This window comes from Leptospira licerasiae serovar Varillal str. VAR 010 (assembly GCF_000244755.1).
GTDB classification, from domain to species: domain Bacteria; phylum Spirochaetota; class Leptospiria; order Leptospirales; family Leptospiraceae; genus Leptospira_B; species Leptospira_B licerasiae.
Genome location: NZ_AHOO02000008.1, coordinates 114,291 through 128,776 on the forward strand (window position 1 = coordinate 114,291; position 14,486 = coordinate 128,776).

Annotated in this window: 15 protein-coding genes; 6 read left to right on the forward strand and 9 right to left on the reverse strand. The window is 40.7% G+C overall.

From position 1 onward, the window contains the following. Positions 1-9: 9 nt before the first annotated feature. Entirely contained in the window at positions 10-1,188 is a 1,179-nt protein-coding gene (locus LEP1GSC185_RS10865) for a hypothetical protein (protein WP_008591027.1), read from the forward strand. Beyond that, positions 1,188-1,535: a DCC1-like thiol-disulfide oxidoreductase family protein gene (locus tag LEP1GSC185_RS10870; RefSeq protein ID WP_008590898.1), complete on the forward strand. Its 348-nt coding sequence runs from the start codon at positions 1,188-1,190 to the stop codon at positions 1,533-1,535. Before LEP1GSC185_RS10865 ends, LEP1GSC185_RS10870 begins: the two co-directional genes overlap by 1 nt. On the opposite strand, the gene LEP1GSC185_RS10875 is transcribed toward LEP1GSC185_RS10870, so the two are convergent. Genes LEP1GSC185_RS10875 through LEP1GSC185_RS10885 form a run of 3 tightly spaced genes read right to left on the reverse strand, consistent with a single transcriptional unit; the run spans position 1,532 to position 4,628 of the window. Continuing rightward, positions 1,532-2,209: an iron-containing redox enzyme family protein gene (locus LEP1GSC185_RS10875; RefSeq protein ID WP_008589767.1), complete on the reverse strand. Its 678-nt coding sequence runs from the start codon at positions 2,207-2,209 to the stop codon at positions 1,532-1,534. The genes LEP1GSC185_RS10870 and LEP1GSC185_RS10875 overlap by 4 nt on opposite strands. Then, positions 2,209-3,357: a D-alanine--D-alanine ligase family protein gene (locus tag LEP1GSC185_RS10880; RefSeq protein WP_008590360.1), complete on the reverse strand. Its 1,149-nt coding sequence runs from the start codon at positions 3,355-3,357 to the stop codon at positions 2,209-2,211. The genes LEP1GSC185_RS10875 and LEP1GSC185_RS10880 overlap by 1 nt, the downstream gene beginning before the upstream one ends. Next, a complete protein-coding gene (locus LEP1GSC185_RS10885; RefSeq protein WP_008591436.1) occupies positions 3,354-4,628 on the reverse strand; it encodes a KamA family radical SAM protein in 1,275 nt (424 codons plus the stop codon). Before LEP1GSC185_RS10885 ends, LEP1GSC185_RS10880 begins: the two co-directional genes overlap by 4 nt. A 97-nt stretch (positions 4,629-4,725) precedes the next feature. Between LEP1GSC185_RS10885 and LEP1GSC185_RS10890 the strand changes: the two genes are divergently transcribed. The 3 genes from LEP1GSC185_RS10890 (at position 4,726) to LEP1GSC185_RS10900 (ending at position 7,729) form a co-directional block, all read left to right on the forward strand. Next, positions 4,726-5,397 carry an HAD family hydrolase gene (locus tag LEP1GSC185_RS10890; RefSeq protein WP_008589653.1) on the forward strand — a complete coding sequence of 224 codons (672 nt, stop codon included), beginning with the start codon at positions 4,726-4,728 and terminating at the stop codon, positions 5,395-5,397. A 25-nt stretch (positions 5,398-5,422) separates the two neighbouring features. After that, positions 5,423-6,283 (forward strand): GerMN domain-containing protein, encoded by an 861-nt coding sequence (locus LEP1GSC185_RS10895; RefSeq protein WP_008590746.1) that lies wholly within the window; start codon positions 5,423-5,425, stop codon positions 6,281-6,283. A gap of 195 nt (positions 6,284-6,478) precedes the next feature. After that, positions 6,479-7,729, forward strand: coding sequence for a GGDEF domain-containing protein (locus LEP1GSC185_RS10900; protein WP_008589963.1), 1,251 nt, complete (start codon positions 6,479-6,481; stop codon positions 7,727-7,729). Here LEP1GSC185_RS10900 and LEP1GSC185_RS10905 read toward each other — a convergent pair. After that, the gene (locus LEP1GSC185_RS10905) at positions 7,677-8,075 is read right to left on the reverse strand and encodes an LIC11299 family lipoprotein (protein ID WP_010514214.1); all 399 of its coding nucleotides are present in this window, start codon (positions 8,073-8,075) and stop codon (positions 7,677-7,679) included. The genes LEP1GSC185_RS10900 and LEP1GSC185_RS10905 overlap by 53 nt on opposite strands. A 92-nt stretch (positions 8,076-8,167) precedes the next feature. Continuing rightward, complete coding sequence (mqnC, locus tag LEP1GSC185_RS10910) at positions 8,168-9,268, reverse strand: cyclic dehypoxanthinyl futalosine synthase (RefSeq protein ID WP_008590967.1); 1,101 nt, start codon at positions 9,266-9,268, stop codon at positions 8,168-8,170. Positions 9,269-9,534: 266 nt separating this feature from the next. Between mqnC and LEP1GSC185_RS10915 the strand changes: the two genes are divergently transcribed. Continuing rightward, positions 9,535-11,616 carry a heterodisulfide reductase-related iron-sulfur binding cluster gene (locus LEP1GSC185_RS10915; RefSeq protein WP_008591510.1) on the forward strand — a complete coding sequence of 694 codons (2,082 nt, stop codon included), beginning with the start codon at positions 9,535-9,537 and terminating at the stop codon, positions 11,614-11,616. A 530-nt stretch (positions 11,617-12,146) separates the two neighbouring features. On the opposite strand, the gene LEP1GSC185_RS10920 is transcribed toward LEP1GSC185_RS10915, so the two are convergent. From LEP1GSC185_RS10920 to LEP1GSC185_RS10935, 4 genes are all read right to left on the reverse strand, one after another. Then, the gene (locus tag LEP1GSC185_RS10920; protein ID WP_008591683.1) at positions 12,147-12,347 is read right to left on the reverse strand and encodes a DUF4926 domain-containing protein; all 201 of its coding nucleotides are present in this window, start codon (positions 12,345-12,347) and stop codon (positions 12,147-12,149) included. A 56-nt stretch (positions 12,348-12,403) separates the two neighbouring features. Continuing rightward, positions 12,404-12,784: a hypothetical protein gene (locus LEP1GSC185_RS10925; RefSeq protein WP_008589666.1), complete on the reverse strand. Its 381-nt coding sequence runs from the start codon at positions 12,782-12,784 to the stop codon at positions 12,404-12,406. Positions 12,785-13,098: 314 nt separating this feature from the next. Continuing rightward, positions 13,099-13,428 carry a DUF6984 family protein gene (locus tag LEP1GSC185_RS10930; protein ID WP_010514209.1) on the reverse strand — a complete coding sequence of 110 codons (330 nt, stop codon included), beginning with the start codon at positions 13,426-13,428 and terminating at the stop codon, positions 13,099-13,101. Between the two features lies 1 nt (position 13,429). Next, a partial coding sequence (locus LEP1GSC185_RS10935) for a polymorphic toxin-type HINT domain-containing protein (protein ID WP_036027797.1) occupies positions 13,430-14,486 on the reverse strand: 1,057 nt, incomplete at its 5' end.

Sequence of the window (14,486 nt, forward strand, 5' to 3'; positions counted from 1 at the left end):
CCGGGAGAGATGAATCACCAGGAGATCCTACTCAAACTTTTAGAAGTCACGGAAAACTCCAAGGACAGTTTTCAGTTCCTGAAACTATTCCGGTCCTTGGAGCCTGAAAAATTCGCGGTCATCCATGCAAGCTCCGAGACCTTGACCGAATCCGCGGAAGCTTTTTTATACAATTTAAAATTATTACAAAAGTTACAGCTATTCCCTGTAGTCGTTCTGGAGAAAGACGGAGTATCTTACGCAAATCTTTTCTATCGCTCCCCCGCTTCCAAGATCAGTTTAGAGTCAATTAAGGACTCGTTGGAAGAAGGACAAGAACTTCCAGGTTCCAGAAACCTACCGGCAAAATGGTTCAGAAATCCGAGCCATGCAATGGAATCGGTTCTTTCTTCTATAAAGGAAAAGAAGATCCCCGTGTTTGTAACAGACCAAGGCGGATCGGAAATTTATCCTTATCTTTCCAACTTATGTAAAGAACTTAGGACTAAAAAGTTAATTCTCCTTACTACGAGAAGTGGACTTTATAATTTGGAAGATAAAAAGATCTCCATCCTGGATTTCGAATCTTCGGAAAGCCTGCAAAAGGAAGACGAGTCATTATTCAAAGAATGTAAAAAGATATTTGAATATACCGGGGATCCGAATCTTCAAATAGCGATCACTTCCGCTCCGGGCCTATTGAAGGAATTATTCACCATCAAAGGTAGCGGAACTCTATTAAGAAAAAAGAATAAAATAGAATTTCATACCGATTTCCGAAGGATAGACCCAAAAAGATTAAATGATCTGATAGAAGATTCTTTCGGAAGAGGATTAAAACAAGGTTTTTGGAATAAGGAATTTTCCGGGATCGTTTTGGAATCCGAATACAAAGGATGTGCACTTTTACAAAACACTCCCTGGGGCACCTTTCTTTCCAAATTCGCAGTGAATGAGATCGCGAGAGGGGAAGGTGTAGGAAGAGATATTTGGGATGAGATGTTAAAAAAGTCCCCTGTCCTTTTCTGGAGAGCCAGAGCGGAAAATACCATTTCCAAATGGTATGCTAAAGAATGTAGCGGCCTCCAAAAAGAAGGCATCTGGATCTATTTTTGGATCGGATTACAAGAGAAAGAAATTCCGTCCGTCTGCGATTTTTTAAGAAACCTTCCGGAAGATTTGGAATCTAAACAACGGATCGATCCCTGATGGAACAAAACGTTTTTTTGTATGATGGGGATTGCAAATTCTGCTCAGGCCTCGCTTTTAGACTTTCAAAGCTATCCTTGGACGAAAATATAAAATTTGTAAGTTTCAGAGATCTATCTTCTCAAGATCTAAAGGAACTTCATCCGAGCTTAGAACCGAAATTAGTTGCGGGTAATGTGCAGTTTATTTCCGGAAATATGAGATATCCAGGTTTCTTTGCGGTCCGAAAACTTTCTCATTCCTTAAAAGGTTGGAGATGGGCTTCTCCACTTTTATATCTTCCATTGGTTCCAATACTCGGAATGGTTTTTATGAGTCTTTTGAAATCTATTCGGTCAAAGGTCTAATTAGAGACCTGGGACATTACCTTTTTTAAACCTTCATAAAATACTAAACGTGCATCCAAAGCAAGTTTGGATCCTTCTCTCACTTTCTGCATTTTTTCAGGATCTGTTGCTACGGATTCTATCAATCTAAACATTTTTTCGGAATGAGATTCGTCTGCTTCCAAATTCACCTGAAAAAACTTGCCTTCCGGAAGAGTGATCCTGGATTTTAAGTCCGAATAAGACTTATACATTCTGGAATATTCTAATTTTAGAAGATATTCGTTCGCAGGCCCAAGGGCTCCTAATGCGGAATAAAAATCAGTGGTAGTGATCCTCTTCATCAAATCCAGATACGCTCCAGTTTCGGGAAGCATATCTTCTTTCCTGACAACCTCTCCCATCTCAGAGAGAAATTTTCTCAAAATAGAAACATGCGAATCTTCTTCTTTTCCTTCTCCCAATTCTTCCCAAATATTTTGCACAAGCACGATCTTAGAAGGCACAAAATTGGTAAGGGCCGCTGTATTTAAGAACCAGTTCACGAATTCCACTGACACAAAATATTCCTGTTTCAACCAAAGAAGCAGATCGGAATGTTCCATTCTTTCTTCTTTCTCTTCCAACCATAGATTTGCGGTCAATACAGGATGATATTTGACCTGGTCTATTAATTCTTCTCGAAACGTTTTCATCAGTCGATCCCGCTCGTCTGTTTTTCTTTTTTCAGTCTGGAATAAAGAAATCTTTCCGTTAAAAATTCTTCTCTTGCGATTTCCAATAATTCTTTCATTAGATCCGAATAGGTCCCCAAACTCTGGGAATAACATATCGGAAAGCTGCTATAATAAGAAGATAATCCGGGAGTTAAGTTCCATTCCAAGAACATAGGCTTCCCCTGCCCATCCGCCTTCCAATCCAAACGGACCGCTCCGGCAGTTTTAAGTAATTTACATAATTCTAATGAACTCTTTTGGATATATTCCGATCTTTCGATATCCAGATCGAAATGTAATTTTTCAGGCATACTCAGTTTGGTTTTAGTAATTTCACCGTATAATTTTTCCGTAGAATTTTCCAAACTTATCCTGGCTACCTGACTTACCCTGTATCCATAACCAGGCGAACCGATAACTGCCAGGGTCCACTCTTCCCCCGGCAAATAAGATTCGCAGATCCAAGAAGAATATTTTTGAAATTTGGCTTCTATAAATTGATCCAAGGCCGCCCGGTCCAAGATCAGATTTTCTTCTCCCACTCCTAAGCTCGAACCTTCGAATCTGGGTTTGAAAAAAACTGGGAATTCTGATTCCAAAGGAATTCGATTACCACGGAATACAGAATCCGAATCCCGCACAGCATCCTTTGCGTTATTGGATGTGGAATTTAAGTTCCGCGCTACATCTAGCAATGTAGTCACTTCGACAGAATCTTTCTCCATGATACTCCAAGGACTGGTAGGAACACCTGCCAAAACACAGAACAATTTAGAAAGATGTTTATCCAAACTCAGATTCTGAGCATACGCGTCTGATCCTGTATGGGGAAATCCGGAGTATTCTGCAATCGCAGGAAGAAGCGCCTCTCTGTTTCTGGAGCGGAAACCTTCTACCAAATGGAATAGAACAGGTCGATCCTGTGGCTCTAAGAGGGAATAATCCAAAAGTTTTTGTAGTAGCTTCGACGGAGATTCAATGATCCCCACCTTCTCGCCTAACGTTTCTAAGGTCCGTTTAATCTCCTGAACTGAATTTGCATCTTCCCATTCTTGGGTATCCTTCGGATCCAGGTCCTGGTTTTGGATATCTGCGACGATCAAGACGGATGGAGAATCTGAATTCATTTTCCAGATTCTCCCAAAGGTCCGAGGCCTTTAAATGCAGAATAGGAATTCTGTAGTAACTTCGACCAAGTATCCTCGTCTATCTCAGGATAAAATTCCTCGTATTCGCTATCCGTAGGTTCCGGACTCAAATGATACGTCCCTCTTACTGCGGATCGGAACACATGATTTCGAGAAGATCTATGAAATCCAAGATACCAATTCGGACCAAGGCTCACCTTCCCTCCACCTCCAGGAAGATCATTCACAAACTGTGGAATTCCCATACCGGCAACTTTACCACGCATATATTCAATTATTTGAATCCCTTTTGCAAGAGGAGTTCTGAAACCTCTAGATCCGGGGATCAATTCGGGATCATACATATAATACGCGCGTATCCTAAGTTCCAAAAGTTTCCGATGAAGCCTGAGCATCGTTTCTCCATCGTCGTTGATCCCTTTTAGGATCACACATTGGTTTCCAACGCTCACACCGGCTTTCAAAAGTTTGAGTACCGCTTCCTTTGCCTCAGGAGTGCATTCTTTTTCGTGGTTGAATTGAGTATTACAAAAAATAGATAACTTATCGGTATTATGAGATTCAATGATCTTGCATAGATCGGTTGTGATCCTCATAGGAAGAGTGACCGGATTTCGGGTCCCCAACCTGCAAATTTTTACATGAGAGATCTTTTCTAAATTTTCCAATATCCAATCTATTTTGGGATCGGAAAGATTAAGAGGATCTCCGCCTGAGATCACCACATCCGAAATCTCAGGATGATTTCGAATATAATCAAAACATAATTCCAGATCTGCAGTTTCCATTCTTTCGGAGGAATCGGAAACCTTCCTTCCTCTCATACAATGTCTACAGTAAACGGAACATTCGTGATTCGAAAAAAGTAATACTCTATCCGGATACATATGAGTGAGTCCTTTGACTGGAGAAAGGTCTTCTTCATGCAATGGGTCTAATGTTTCTTCGGGAGAGAAGAAGGACTCTTCCTTTCTCGGAACGATCATTTTCCGGATGGGGCAATTCGGATCTTGCGGATCGGAGAGAGAAAGATAATAAGGAGTAGTTCCTACATTCAGTCGGATAGTTTCCTTAATTCCGATCTTTTCGGATTCGGTTAAATGAAAATATTTGGAAAGATCCTCCGCTCTTACCCTTTTTTGGAGTTGGGCCTTATAGTCGGTCCAGACAATAGAAGAATATAAATTCTTTCTAGAATCTGCAGGCGACTCTAGGTCCGCTATTCCCCGGTTTTTCCCCAATCTTTCCATCGGAACTCTTTTCCCATCCTTATGCCCGTGCTAGGAAAATCAAGCGAAGGAAAAAAGGAATGCCTCGAATTCCCCCGCCAAAACTATTGTCTTGCTAATGGATTGGAATCCCAAACGGATCCGCGCACTTGCCTTCGACGTGGACGGAACCCTATTTTCTTCTGAAGGAATCATCTTAGAAACCTATGCGGAAGCAATCCGCAGATTTTCGACGGGCTCCCAGATCCCACTCGAAGTCCCCGACAGAGAAAGGATCATGTTGGAGATCGGAAAACCGGTCAAAACCATCTTTTTAAACTTGGTCCCCCAACTCAAAGAATCCGAAAGGGACCAGATCTCCGACTCCGTTCTGGAACTTTTAGTGTCAAAGATCCGACATGGAGAAGGTGAATTCTATCCTAAGGTAAAGGAAACTGTTACCTCCTTAAAAAATAAGGGATACCAGATTTTAGCCGCTTCGAACGGAAGAATGGCCTATGTGAAAACTATCCTGGAAGTTTCGGGAATTTTACCTCTCTTCGACCCAATCGTAGTCTTAGACAATGAAACGATCAAAACCAAGCCGGATATAGTCGCAAAGTACATCAGAGATTACTCTTATTCTCCGGACGAGATATTGATGATTGGAGACAGAAGTTCCGACCATGAGGCGGCCCGCAAAAATGGGAGCCCATTCGCATTTTGTGCCTATGGTCACGCCCCGGACGGGGAAATTCCGGATTGGGAAGTGAGTCTCGCCCAATTGGAAGACCTAGACGCCATATTCTAATCTATTTTCCTCTCAAAAAAGTGAGATGGCAGTTTCCGGATCGGCCGAAAATTGTATTGTGCCCGAATCGGATAAACTTAAATCGCTTCTTTATATCCTGACGGGAGCTCTATTCGTTTTAGTTTTATTGGATAAGTCTATGGGAAATAAGAATACATCTTCCCCCGGACAAGAATCCCCCTCTTTCTTTTCTAAATTTAATACCATCGGAAAAACAAATCCATTATCTCCTTCTTCTTCCGAGAACAAAGGAAAACAAACCCATGAACAGGTAATGGACCAGGCAGAAGACGAAATTTTGACCGAGTTAATGCAGAATGGAGAAAACTCTTCGGAAGAAGTCTCCTCCGATTCAGGCGATCCGGAAGAAATGTTTATCCCTATCGTGGAAATGCCTAAACCTGGACCATCCGGATCCTCTCCCAAAATTCGACTAGATCATTCTCCAGGAGAGATCAAACTTTACTTTCTGAAATTTTATGGAAGAGGGAACAAAAGCCACTCCAGGCTCGTTCAGTTGAAAAGAAAATTCGATCATGGGGATAAGATTCTTTTTATCCTGAAGGAACTCACCAAGGGACCTTCCACAGATGAAAAGACCCAAGGTGTTCTGAATGCACTTCCAAATAGAATGGAATACTCCAAGGAATATTCCGTGGAAAACGGCGTATTAAAGCTTTACCTTGGCCCTGACTTCGAAGCGGGAGCTGGTCCGGAACTTTTGAAAGACAGAGTGGACCAAATTTGTTACAGCATTTTGGAAAACTCAGAGTTAAGAGGGATCAGACTTTTTATCAATGGAAAACAAGTCCGCTCTCTGGGCGGAGTTGGACTTCCTATCCCCGAAGTTCTGACCAAAAATCCAAGAAAGATCGCTACTCTTTAAGAACTGTCCCAAAACAGGTCCCCTATTTCTCCTAACGCTATCGGAATTCCAATCTTCTGACAAATACGTCTATCGTTTGCCTTAGATTTTTTTTGACTAAATTTAGATTCTTCCTTGCTCCAAGATAGGTTCTATTCGAACGCTGGACTTATTATGGAGGTTTTCCAAAGACCTTCCATGCGGAAATGAAAACAAATGTTCAAGTGGTTCCCAGGCATAGACCGGAGAATTCGCTTACTATCAAAGCGGATCTTCTTTAATCGATATCCCCAAGGATTTTTAGAGACCAATTGGAGCGAAATTCGCCAATCCTTAGTGGCACACTATTCGCTCTGTATCGTAATCAGCTTAATCACCTATTTCCTGCCGAATTCGCGGAACTTCGAAGACGAATCTCTAATCCTTTTACAATCCAGCAGGATCACGTTAATCGTTCTTTCCCTCATATTCCTCTGGAGACACGCCCGTAAAAAGGATTGGGTCCCTAAAAAACTGGAGTTCTATAAGGTCTGGACTTCTTCCACGCTTCTAATCTCATTCTTTCCTTTCTTATATTTGGATAAGGCCCACTACGATGTTTATCTTCACCTGGCATCGGCGATCTTACTTAGTATGAACCTTCTTCTTTGGCTGACCACTACGACTGCGGTTGCCACAAACTTGGCATTCTGTCTTATATTCTTAGGAGTATGCTATTTAGGAGATTCTCCCGTCGAAGCAGTGAAAGAATTTCCGATACTTCTCACCTATTTGTTCGTAGGGACATTCGGGAACGTGATCATGAATTATTGGAGGACCATGGATTATAGGGATAAAAGAAAATTATCCGGTGCTGTCCTAAGGTTGAAGGCCAAAAACCTGCATATCAGAATGATCTCCAATCTGGACGATCTTACCAATCTTTATAACCGTAGGTATTTGATAGAACAATTCGATATCTTCAAGAAAAGAGCGAAACGCCACAAGTTCCAAATGGCCCTAGTGATCCTAGATTTAGATCATTTAAAAGAGATCAACGATAAGTACGGACATATGATGGGAGACGAGGCTCTCCAAACACTTTCTGCAGTCATGAAGTCCAGAGTGAGATCGACGGATATTTGTGCGCGTATTGGCGGAGATGAGTTCTGCGTTCTTTTGGATTCGGTTGATCCTAAAAGTTTAAAAACTTTATGCGAGTCCTTGCGTATAGGAGTGGAATCTCACTCGCTTTCCGTCAGAGATACGAACGACAAGCCCGTGAATATCACAGTATCCATAGGCGCTGCCATTCTTTCTTATGATGAGGATTTTACTTTCGACGATCTATATCAATCCATAGACTCCGGATTGTATAAGTCAAAATCTTCCGGTAGGAACAGAGTTACCATAGTAGAAGCTACTAAGCTAAATACTAAGGTTGATCTTTCTGCTTCTTGGCCGGAGGAAGTTCGTATATATAAGTAAGCTCGCAGTATTCTCCGTCTCCGAAGTATTTCTGCTCTTTTTGTTCTAAGAAGAATTGTCTATGCTTCTGGTCTGCTTCCAACTCATCCAGCCTTTGGGTAACTTGCAACTTTGCTGCCTCGCAAGAAGTCTTTTTCATTTTAAAAAGATCCTGATCTTCCACGGACGGAACGGAGGCTCTTCCAATTGCAACGAATTGGTATTTATGAGGACCTAAGGTTTTTACGCTGACTCCTGTGTCCATGTGGATCCTGTCTCTATGGGAATCCAAACAATTCGATACACAAAATAGAAATCCACAGATTGCGGATAACTGCAGTATTTTATAGTTCAAAGATTTTTTCATTCTTCCCCCGTTCGAATCTATCTATTTAGGAAAATTAACGGACTAAAGTCACTTGGATTTTTGGAAAAAAATTACAGGGAGAAAAGAAAAGATCAAACCGCAGAAAGTTCTCTTCCCTCGTATCTTTCGTAATTATAAAGAAGGTCCCTTCTTTTTGGCGTAAATCCGCCCTCTTTCAGGAACTTGATCGCTTCTTTTTCGGTTTTTAATCCGAAAGAACGTAATACATTCTCCTCGATCACCACGGAAGATATATCGTCCGCGCCGCTAGTAAGCGCCAGCTGTCCTACACCTTTTCCGAGGACCATTACTGAAGTTTCAATATGTTTAATATTGTCTAAGAAGATCCTGCAGATCCCGAGGACTTTCAAATATTCTTGCGTAGAAACCGCTCTTACTTTAAATCTTTTGGTCTGGGGTTGGAATGTCCAAGGAATAAAAGAAAGAAATCCTCCTGTCCTATCTTGCAGGTTACGGACTACAGTGAGATGTTCTATCACCTCTTCTTTGGTTTCTTCCGAACCAAAAACAATGTTTGCACTCCCAGGAAGCCCCGCCTCATGGCAAGTTTCCATCGCACGCACCCATTCTTCCGTAGTCGCTTTTTTAGGAGAGATGATGTTTCTCATTCTATCCGTTAAAATTTCAGCGCCTGCTCCGGGAACAGAATCCAAACCGACTGATTTCAGGATTTGTAAAACTTCGAATAAGGGTTTTCCGGTGATCTTTTCTAAATTGATGATCTCTACGGGAGAGAATGCACGAATATGCATTTCAGGGTATTTGGATTTTACTGTGGAGATCACGTCCAAATAATAATCGAAAGGTAGATCCGGATAAACCCCGCCTTGTAAGAACATTTGGTCCGCTCCTTCCGAAACGGCATAATCCATTTTTTCTAATATTTCTTCTTTAGAAAGTACGTAACCTTTTCCGTTCCCAATCTCATCCATGAAAGAACAAAAATTACATTCTACATTACAATAGTTCGTATAATTCACTACTCGGAACATTGTATAGCTGGCACTAGTATGAGGAAGGACCCTTTCTCTCAAGGTCCTAGCAGTCGCCATTATTTTAAGATGGTCGCCAGACTCGTATAATTCCAGAGCCTCTTCGGGAGAAATACGTTCTCCATCTAAGGCTTTCTCTAATATGGAATCTGTGGGATCATTTGGGAATATTCGGCTCATCTGAATGGAAAGTTTTCTTCCTTAACTTTTTCAAAGTTTTCTATTTATTCAAAAATGCACGTTCTTTTTAAATTGCATTCTCATTTATTGCGATTGAGTCGCATTTAAATATGTATCTGATTTATGGGAAGAAGGGACCGTGCCTTTTGTTCGCTTGTTGGAATTCCCACAAGGAGACTAAGTATCTTTTTTCCTGGACAGGGCGCTTCCCTGTCATTAGGCTGCTATGAAAGACCATCCAAATACAAAGGGTAACCTGAAAAACTATGGCCATTTCTCAAATCGCCTTCCACGTGATCTTCACGGCTCTGTTTATCGTAGCAAATGTCGTTTTCGTTCGTGCCGTTCTCTACAGATTAAATCTTGTATTTAATGCTAGAAAGGCCAACGGAACCGAAAACTTCCTGGAACATAAGAACTGGGGATTTCGGATCAAGAGTTTCGTACTAAACGTAATCTTACAAAAAAAGAACTTTAAGGAACCATTACGCGGTATCATGCACGCATTCGTATTTTACGGATTCGTCACTTACTTACTGCACACCACCAGTCAGTTCATCTCCGGTGTATTTGGATATGCGTTGGATGATCCTTACAAATTCACATTAGTTGGTAGCCTGTTCGGAGAAACCGCGAACCATTATTACGAAGCAGCTCTCCAAGTAGTTTCCATTTTGGTATTAATTGGACTCGGCTTTTTCGCATGGAGACGTTGGATCCAAAAAGCAAAAGGATTAGATGTCCATTCTCCTGCTTCTGCAATCGTAATCGGAATGATCTCCCTTCTCATGATCTCCACCCTATTGGGCGAAGGTGCAAGAGCAGTCGGAGCTGAATACGCTAACCCATTCCATGACGCAGCTCCAATCGCTGCGGGCATCGGAGCATTTTGGGAAGCGATCGGTGTGGAATATTCTTCCGCTGACTTGGTTTTCCAGATCATGTGGTGGACCCATATTCTTTCCGTGTTTGCATTCATGTTGTATGTTCCAACATCCAAACACGCGCACTTGATCTTCGCACCATTTAACTATTTCCTACAATCGGATACTCCTAAGGGCGCTCTTTCCAAATTGAATTTGGAAGATGAGACCGCTGTTTGGGGTGTGAATAGGACTGAGGACTTCCCTTGGCCGAACCTTTTAGATGGACTTTCTTGTATCGAGTGCGGTCGTTGCCAAGTACAATGTCCTGCAAACAGAACCGGAAAAGTACTGAACCCTAAAGCGATCATCGTGGAATTAAAACACGCGCTTATGGACAAAATGCCGGAAGTTGTAAAGATCAGAGAGACTAATCCGGAAGGAGCTGCAGACGCAGTTGCCGCATTAGATACTACTGTAATCGGAAAATACGAAGGTCTTTCCGAAGAAGCTCTTTGGGGCTGTACTACTTGTTACGCTTGCGTAGAAGCTTGTCCTGTTGGAAACAACCAAGTAAACGCGATCATGGAAATGAGAAGACACTTGGTACTTGTTGATTCAAATTTCCCTGCCGAATTACAAGGCGCGTTCGTAAACATGGAAAATAACTCCAATCCTTGGGGAGTTGCTGCGCACTCCAGAGCGGATTGGGCAGAAGGTTTAGGCGTTAAAACCATGGCAGAAGATTCCAATGTGGATGTTCTATACTGGGTAGGATGCGCTGGAGCTTTCGACGATCGTAACAAACGTATCGCTCAATCTTTCGTAAAGATCATGCAAAAAGCTGATGTTAAGTTCGGTATCTTAGGAACGGAAGAAGGATGTTCAGGAGATTCCGCACGTAGAGGTGGTAACGAATATCTATACCAAACATTAGCACAATCTAACGTGGACACAATGAACGGATACAATGTGAAAAAAGTTGTAACCGCTTGTCCTCACTGCTATAACACAATTAAGAACGAATACCCTCAGTTCGGAGGGAACTTCGAAGTGGTCCACCACTCGGAATTCATCAACGAACTTGCTAAAGACGGTAAGATCGAAGTTGGTGTCGCAGAAGACGCAAATGCTGGAAAGTATACCTACCATGACTCCTGCTATATAGGAAGATACAACGACAACTACGAGAACCCAAGAGACCTAGTCAAAAAGGTTTCCGGCGGAAAACTCGCAGAGCCTGTCGACCACCATACAAAAGGACTCTGCTGCGGTGCAGGTGGAGCTCAAATGTGGATGGAAGAGCATGGCGAAAGGGTCAACTTCAAGAGATCCAATCAGCTTCTGGATACCGGAGCGACTACGATCGCAACCGCTTGTCCTTTCTGTATCACAATGATCACAGACGGTGTAAAACAAGAAGGAAAGATCGAAGAAGTAAAAGTAAAGGATATCGCGGAGTTAGTCGCGGAAAACTTGAAATAAGAAGAAGTTACACTTCTTTAAAAGAAAAAGCCTCGGTGAAAGCCGGGGCTTTTTTATTGTTTCTCAAGAAGAACATCGAGTCAACGGAAAGTATGTAGGAGTTCCTACAACCAGATTGTCCGTACAAAAAAATAGCGGAATGTTTCCATCCCGCCCTGAATCATCTGGTGCAAATACATTATATACGACGGAGACAACTTCCGCCACACTACAGGAAATTATTTATTTTCTTTAGAAAGAAATTTCAAGGGTTAAAGACTAGACTGAAAGGATTAGGAATCCGAACGAATTATTTGAGTTTTCCTGTGTTTTTTCACAAACTTCTCATATAACTGATTTTTCAGTATTTAACGACGCTTACCATCCGTTGGTAAAGGGAACAATGTCATTTTAAAGTGACTTCCCAAATGGCTCTCCCCAGTTTCAATATCCACCCCTTTGAGGATAATTTCTGCGGCAAAATGTTTTCGAAGCCTGCTTCTACTTCTACGTAAATAGAGGAATCTTAGATGAAATCCAACAAAGTTATCTTAAGCTTTTGGCACTTTTTCTATATTCTCTTCTTCAACAGTCAGAATACCTAAAGTATTCCCATTATTGTCTAAAAATTCAATTTCATATGCGACACGAGGATCATGATAAACAAAAACAATCGTTCCAACAGCTCCTGCTGGAATCGAATCTATGTTTCGTTTTAATTTTACGATTTCGTGTTCTTTATAAGGTGGCATTGAAATATTAATGTAGCCAATCCTAAACGAGAGTCTCAACAACTATAATATCTTTTCTACTGCTCAATGATACGAAGTAAAAACCTATAAACCTCCCAGACTTCTCGCAACTTCCCATCGCCACCTAAAATTTCCAAATTAATTTGGACACCGTCTTTCTTTGTAAGCAAAATAAATTTAGCAACTTCCTTTTGTTCAACGATCTTCAATTTATAAATTTCACTATATTTTATAGCTTCAAAATCCGTTTTCGTTCGAATTATATAAAGCCCACTCTCCGTAAAAAGAACAGAGTTATCATAACTTGATGAGAAATTAAAATATATCCATAGAACTTTCGCCTGTGCAATCCCAGCCAAAGCGAATGGCACCTCTTTATGAAAATTCTTAAGTTTTTCTAAAATCCTGTAAGATAATTGTTCTATTTTACTCTTCATTGGATTGGTATATTAAGAATTTCTTTTCCAGCTTGAGTAACAAAATTATATTTCTTGATCAAGATCTATCCTAAAGTACGGAACCATAAAACCCATCCTAAATCTGACGGCGACTACTCCTTTGTAGCTATCGTAAAAGATAAAGAAAATAGAAGGAAAATTCGCTGTTTATGTTTAACCTCAATTTAATCTGTAAATTGAATTATACCATGTCGAAACTTATCAATAATTAGGATTTGAAATTGGGCAGGTATGGAGACTGATAAAATGCGAAAATTAGAAGATACGTTTTAAGTTAAATTTTACAATAGAGATTATTCGAAAATTTCCGGAATCTTCTTTAGTCTACTAAAATCGACTTTCCAAAGATCAAGCTCATACAGATCGCCATACTGATCAATATTTAATGTAGCAGAAACTTCGGTCCCATCTTCGTCATAAAAACTCGTATTTGCAATGCATTTGTCCATTTTCCGCTCTTTATTATTGGTCAAGAAAACGAGGCTTCCCATCCCCCCATCGTCCATTTCCTGGACTTTTAACTTATTAATATTAATGCGTTTATATAACTCAATATCTGACTTCTTTATTAAGAACTTAAGTAGTCGCCCTTCATCTAAAGTAATTTTTCTGAAATTTTTCATATTAAGGAACTGTTATTCTTCCTACATTAATTTCACCCGAAAGAAATCTATATGCAGCGTAAGTAATACTCCTTCCTTCAACCATTATTGTATGGTATGTAGCATTTCCCCCTGCTTGCATTGTAGGTGCAATTTTGTTTAAATTTTCCAAAATAGCCTTTTGAACAACCACCTTATCCATACCCGCCTCGACTATATGTCTAAAAGTGTGATATTCTTGGTTAGCGTTTGCACCAAATCGTATTATTGGAGCTTCTTGACTTACCGAGTTTACAACTTGAGACAGTGACGGAGCCATTCCTAATATACTCGCCAACCGAGGAAACTTATCGATAAACTTAATAGCCATGGGAAGCGATGCTTCTGGTAAAGCGATCAGACCAAGAATTGTTAATCCAGTAACACCTCCCGCAATCGCTCCCTTAGCCTGTGCTTCATTTGAAATATGATAAATTTCCTTCACTTTATCTTCACAGGCAGATTCACCTTTACAATTTTGAATTGCATATACAAAACCATAGTTAGGATCAGCAATCCCATAAGGAGCCTGATTATGAACTAATACTCCTTTTGAACCAACGTAATATGTATGATTTTCTTCTACTTCAAAATTATAAACGAGAGTAGGTTTTACGTCATAATATTTTACAAACGAAATAGTAGCTTCCTTACTATTCTCTAAAAGTACAAAATCTCCTGGATTTAAATCTTTAGCTTTTACCCATTCTGCTCGATTTGTTACCCAAAATGGATGGTTCCAGGTAGTTTTAATAGTATTTTCACCACCTATTGATAATTCGTATATTAGTTCAGTTTCATCAACCGATATACGATGTACTTTTTGGTAACTGCTTTCCCCTGATTCCTCATCCCAAGAAAGAACGATATCCCCCACCCTAATCGTCTCAATTGGTCTTTGTCCGTCCTTGGTCCAAACTAATGTCCCAGCCACAAAACAACTTCTTAATACTACTTTACCATCATCATTTATATATGCAAAGTCCCCAAAAGCATTCCCCGCGATTTGGTTCAGATAGATCTTAGCCTGCTCACCAACT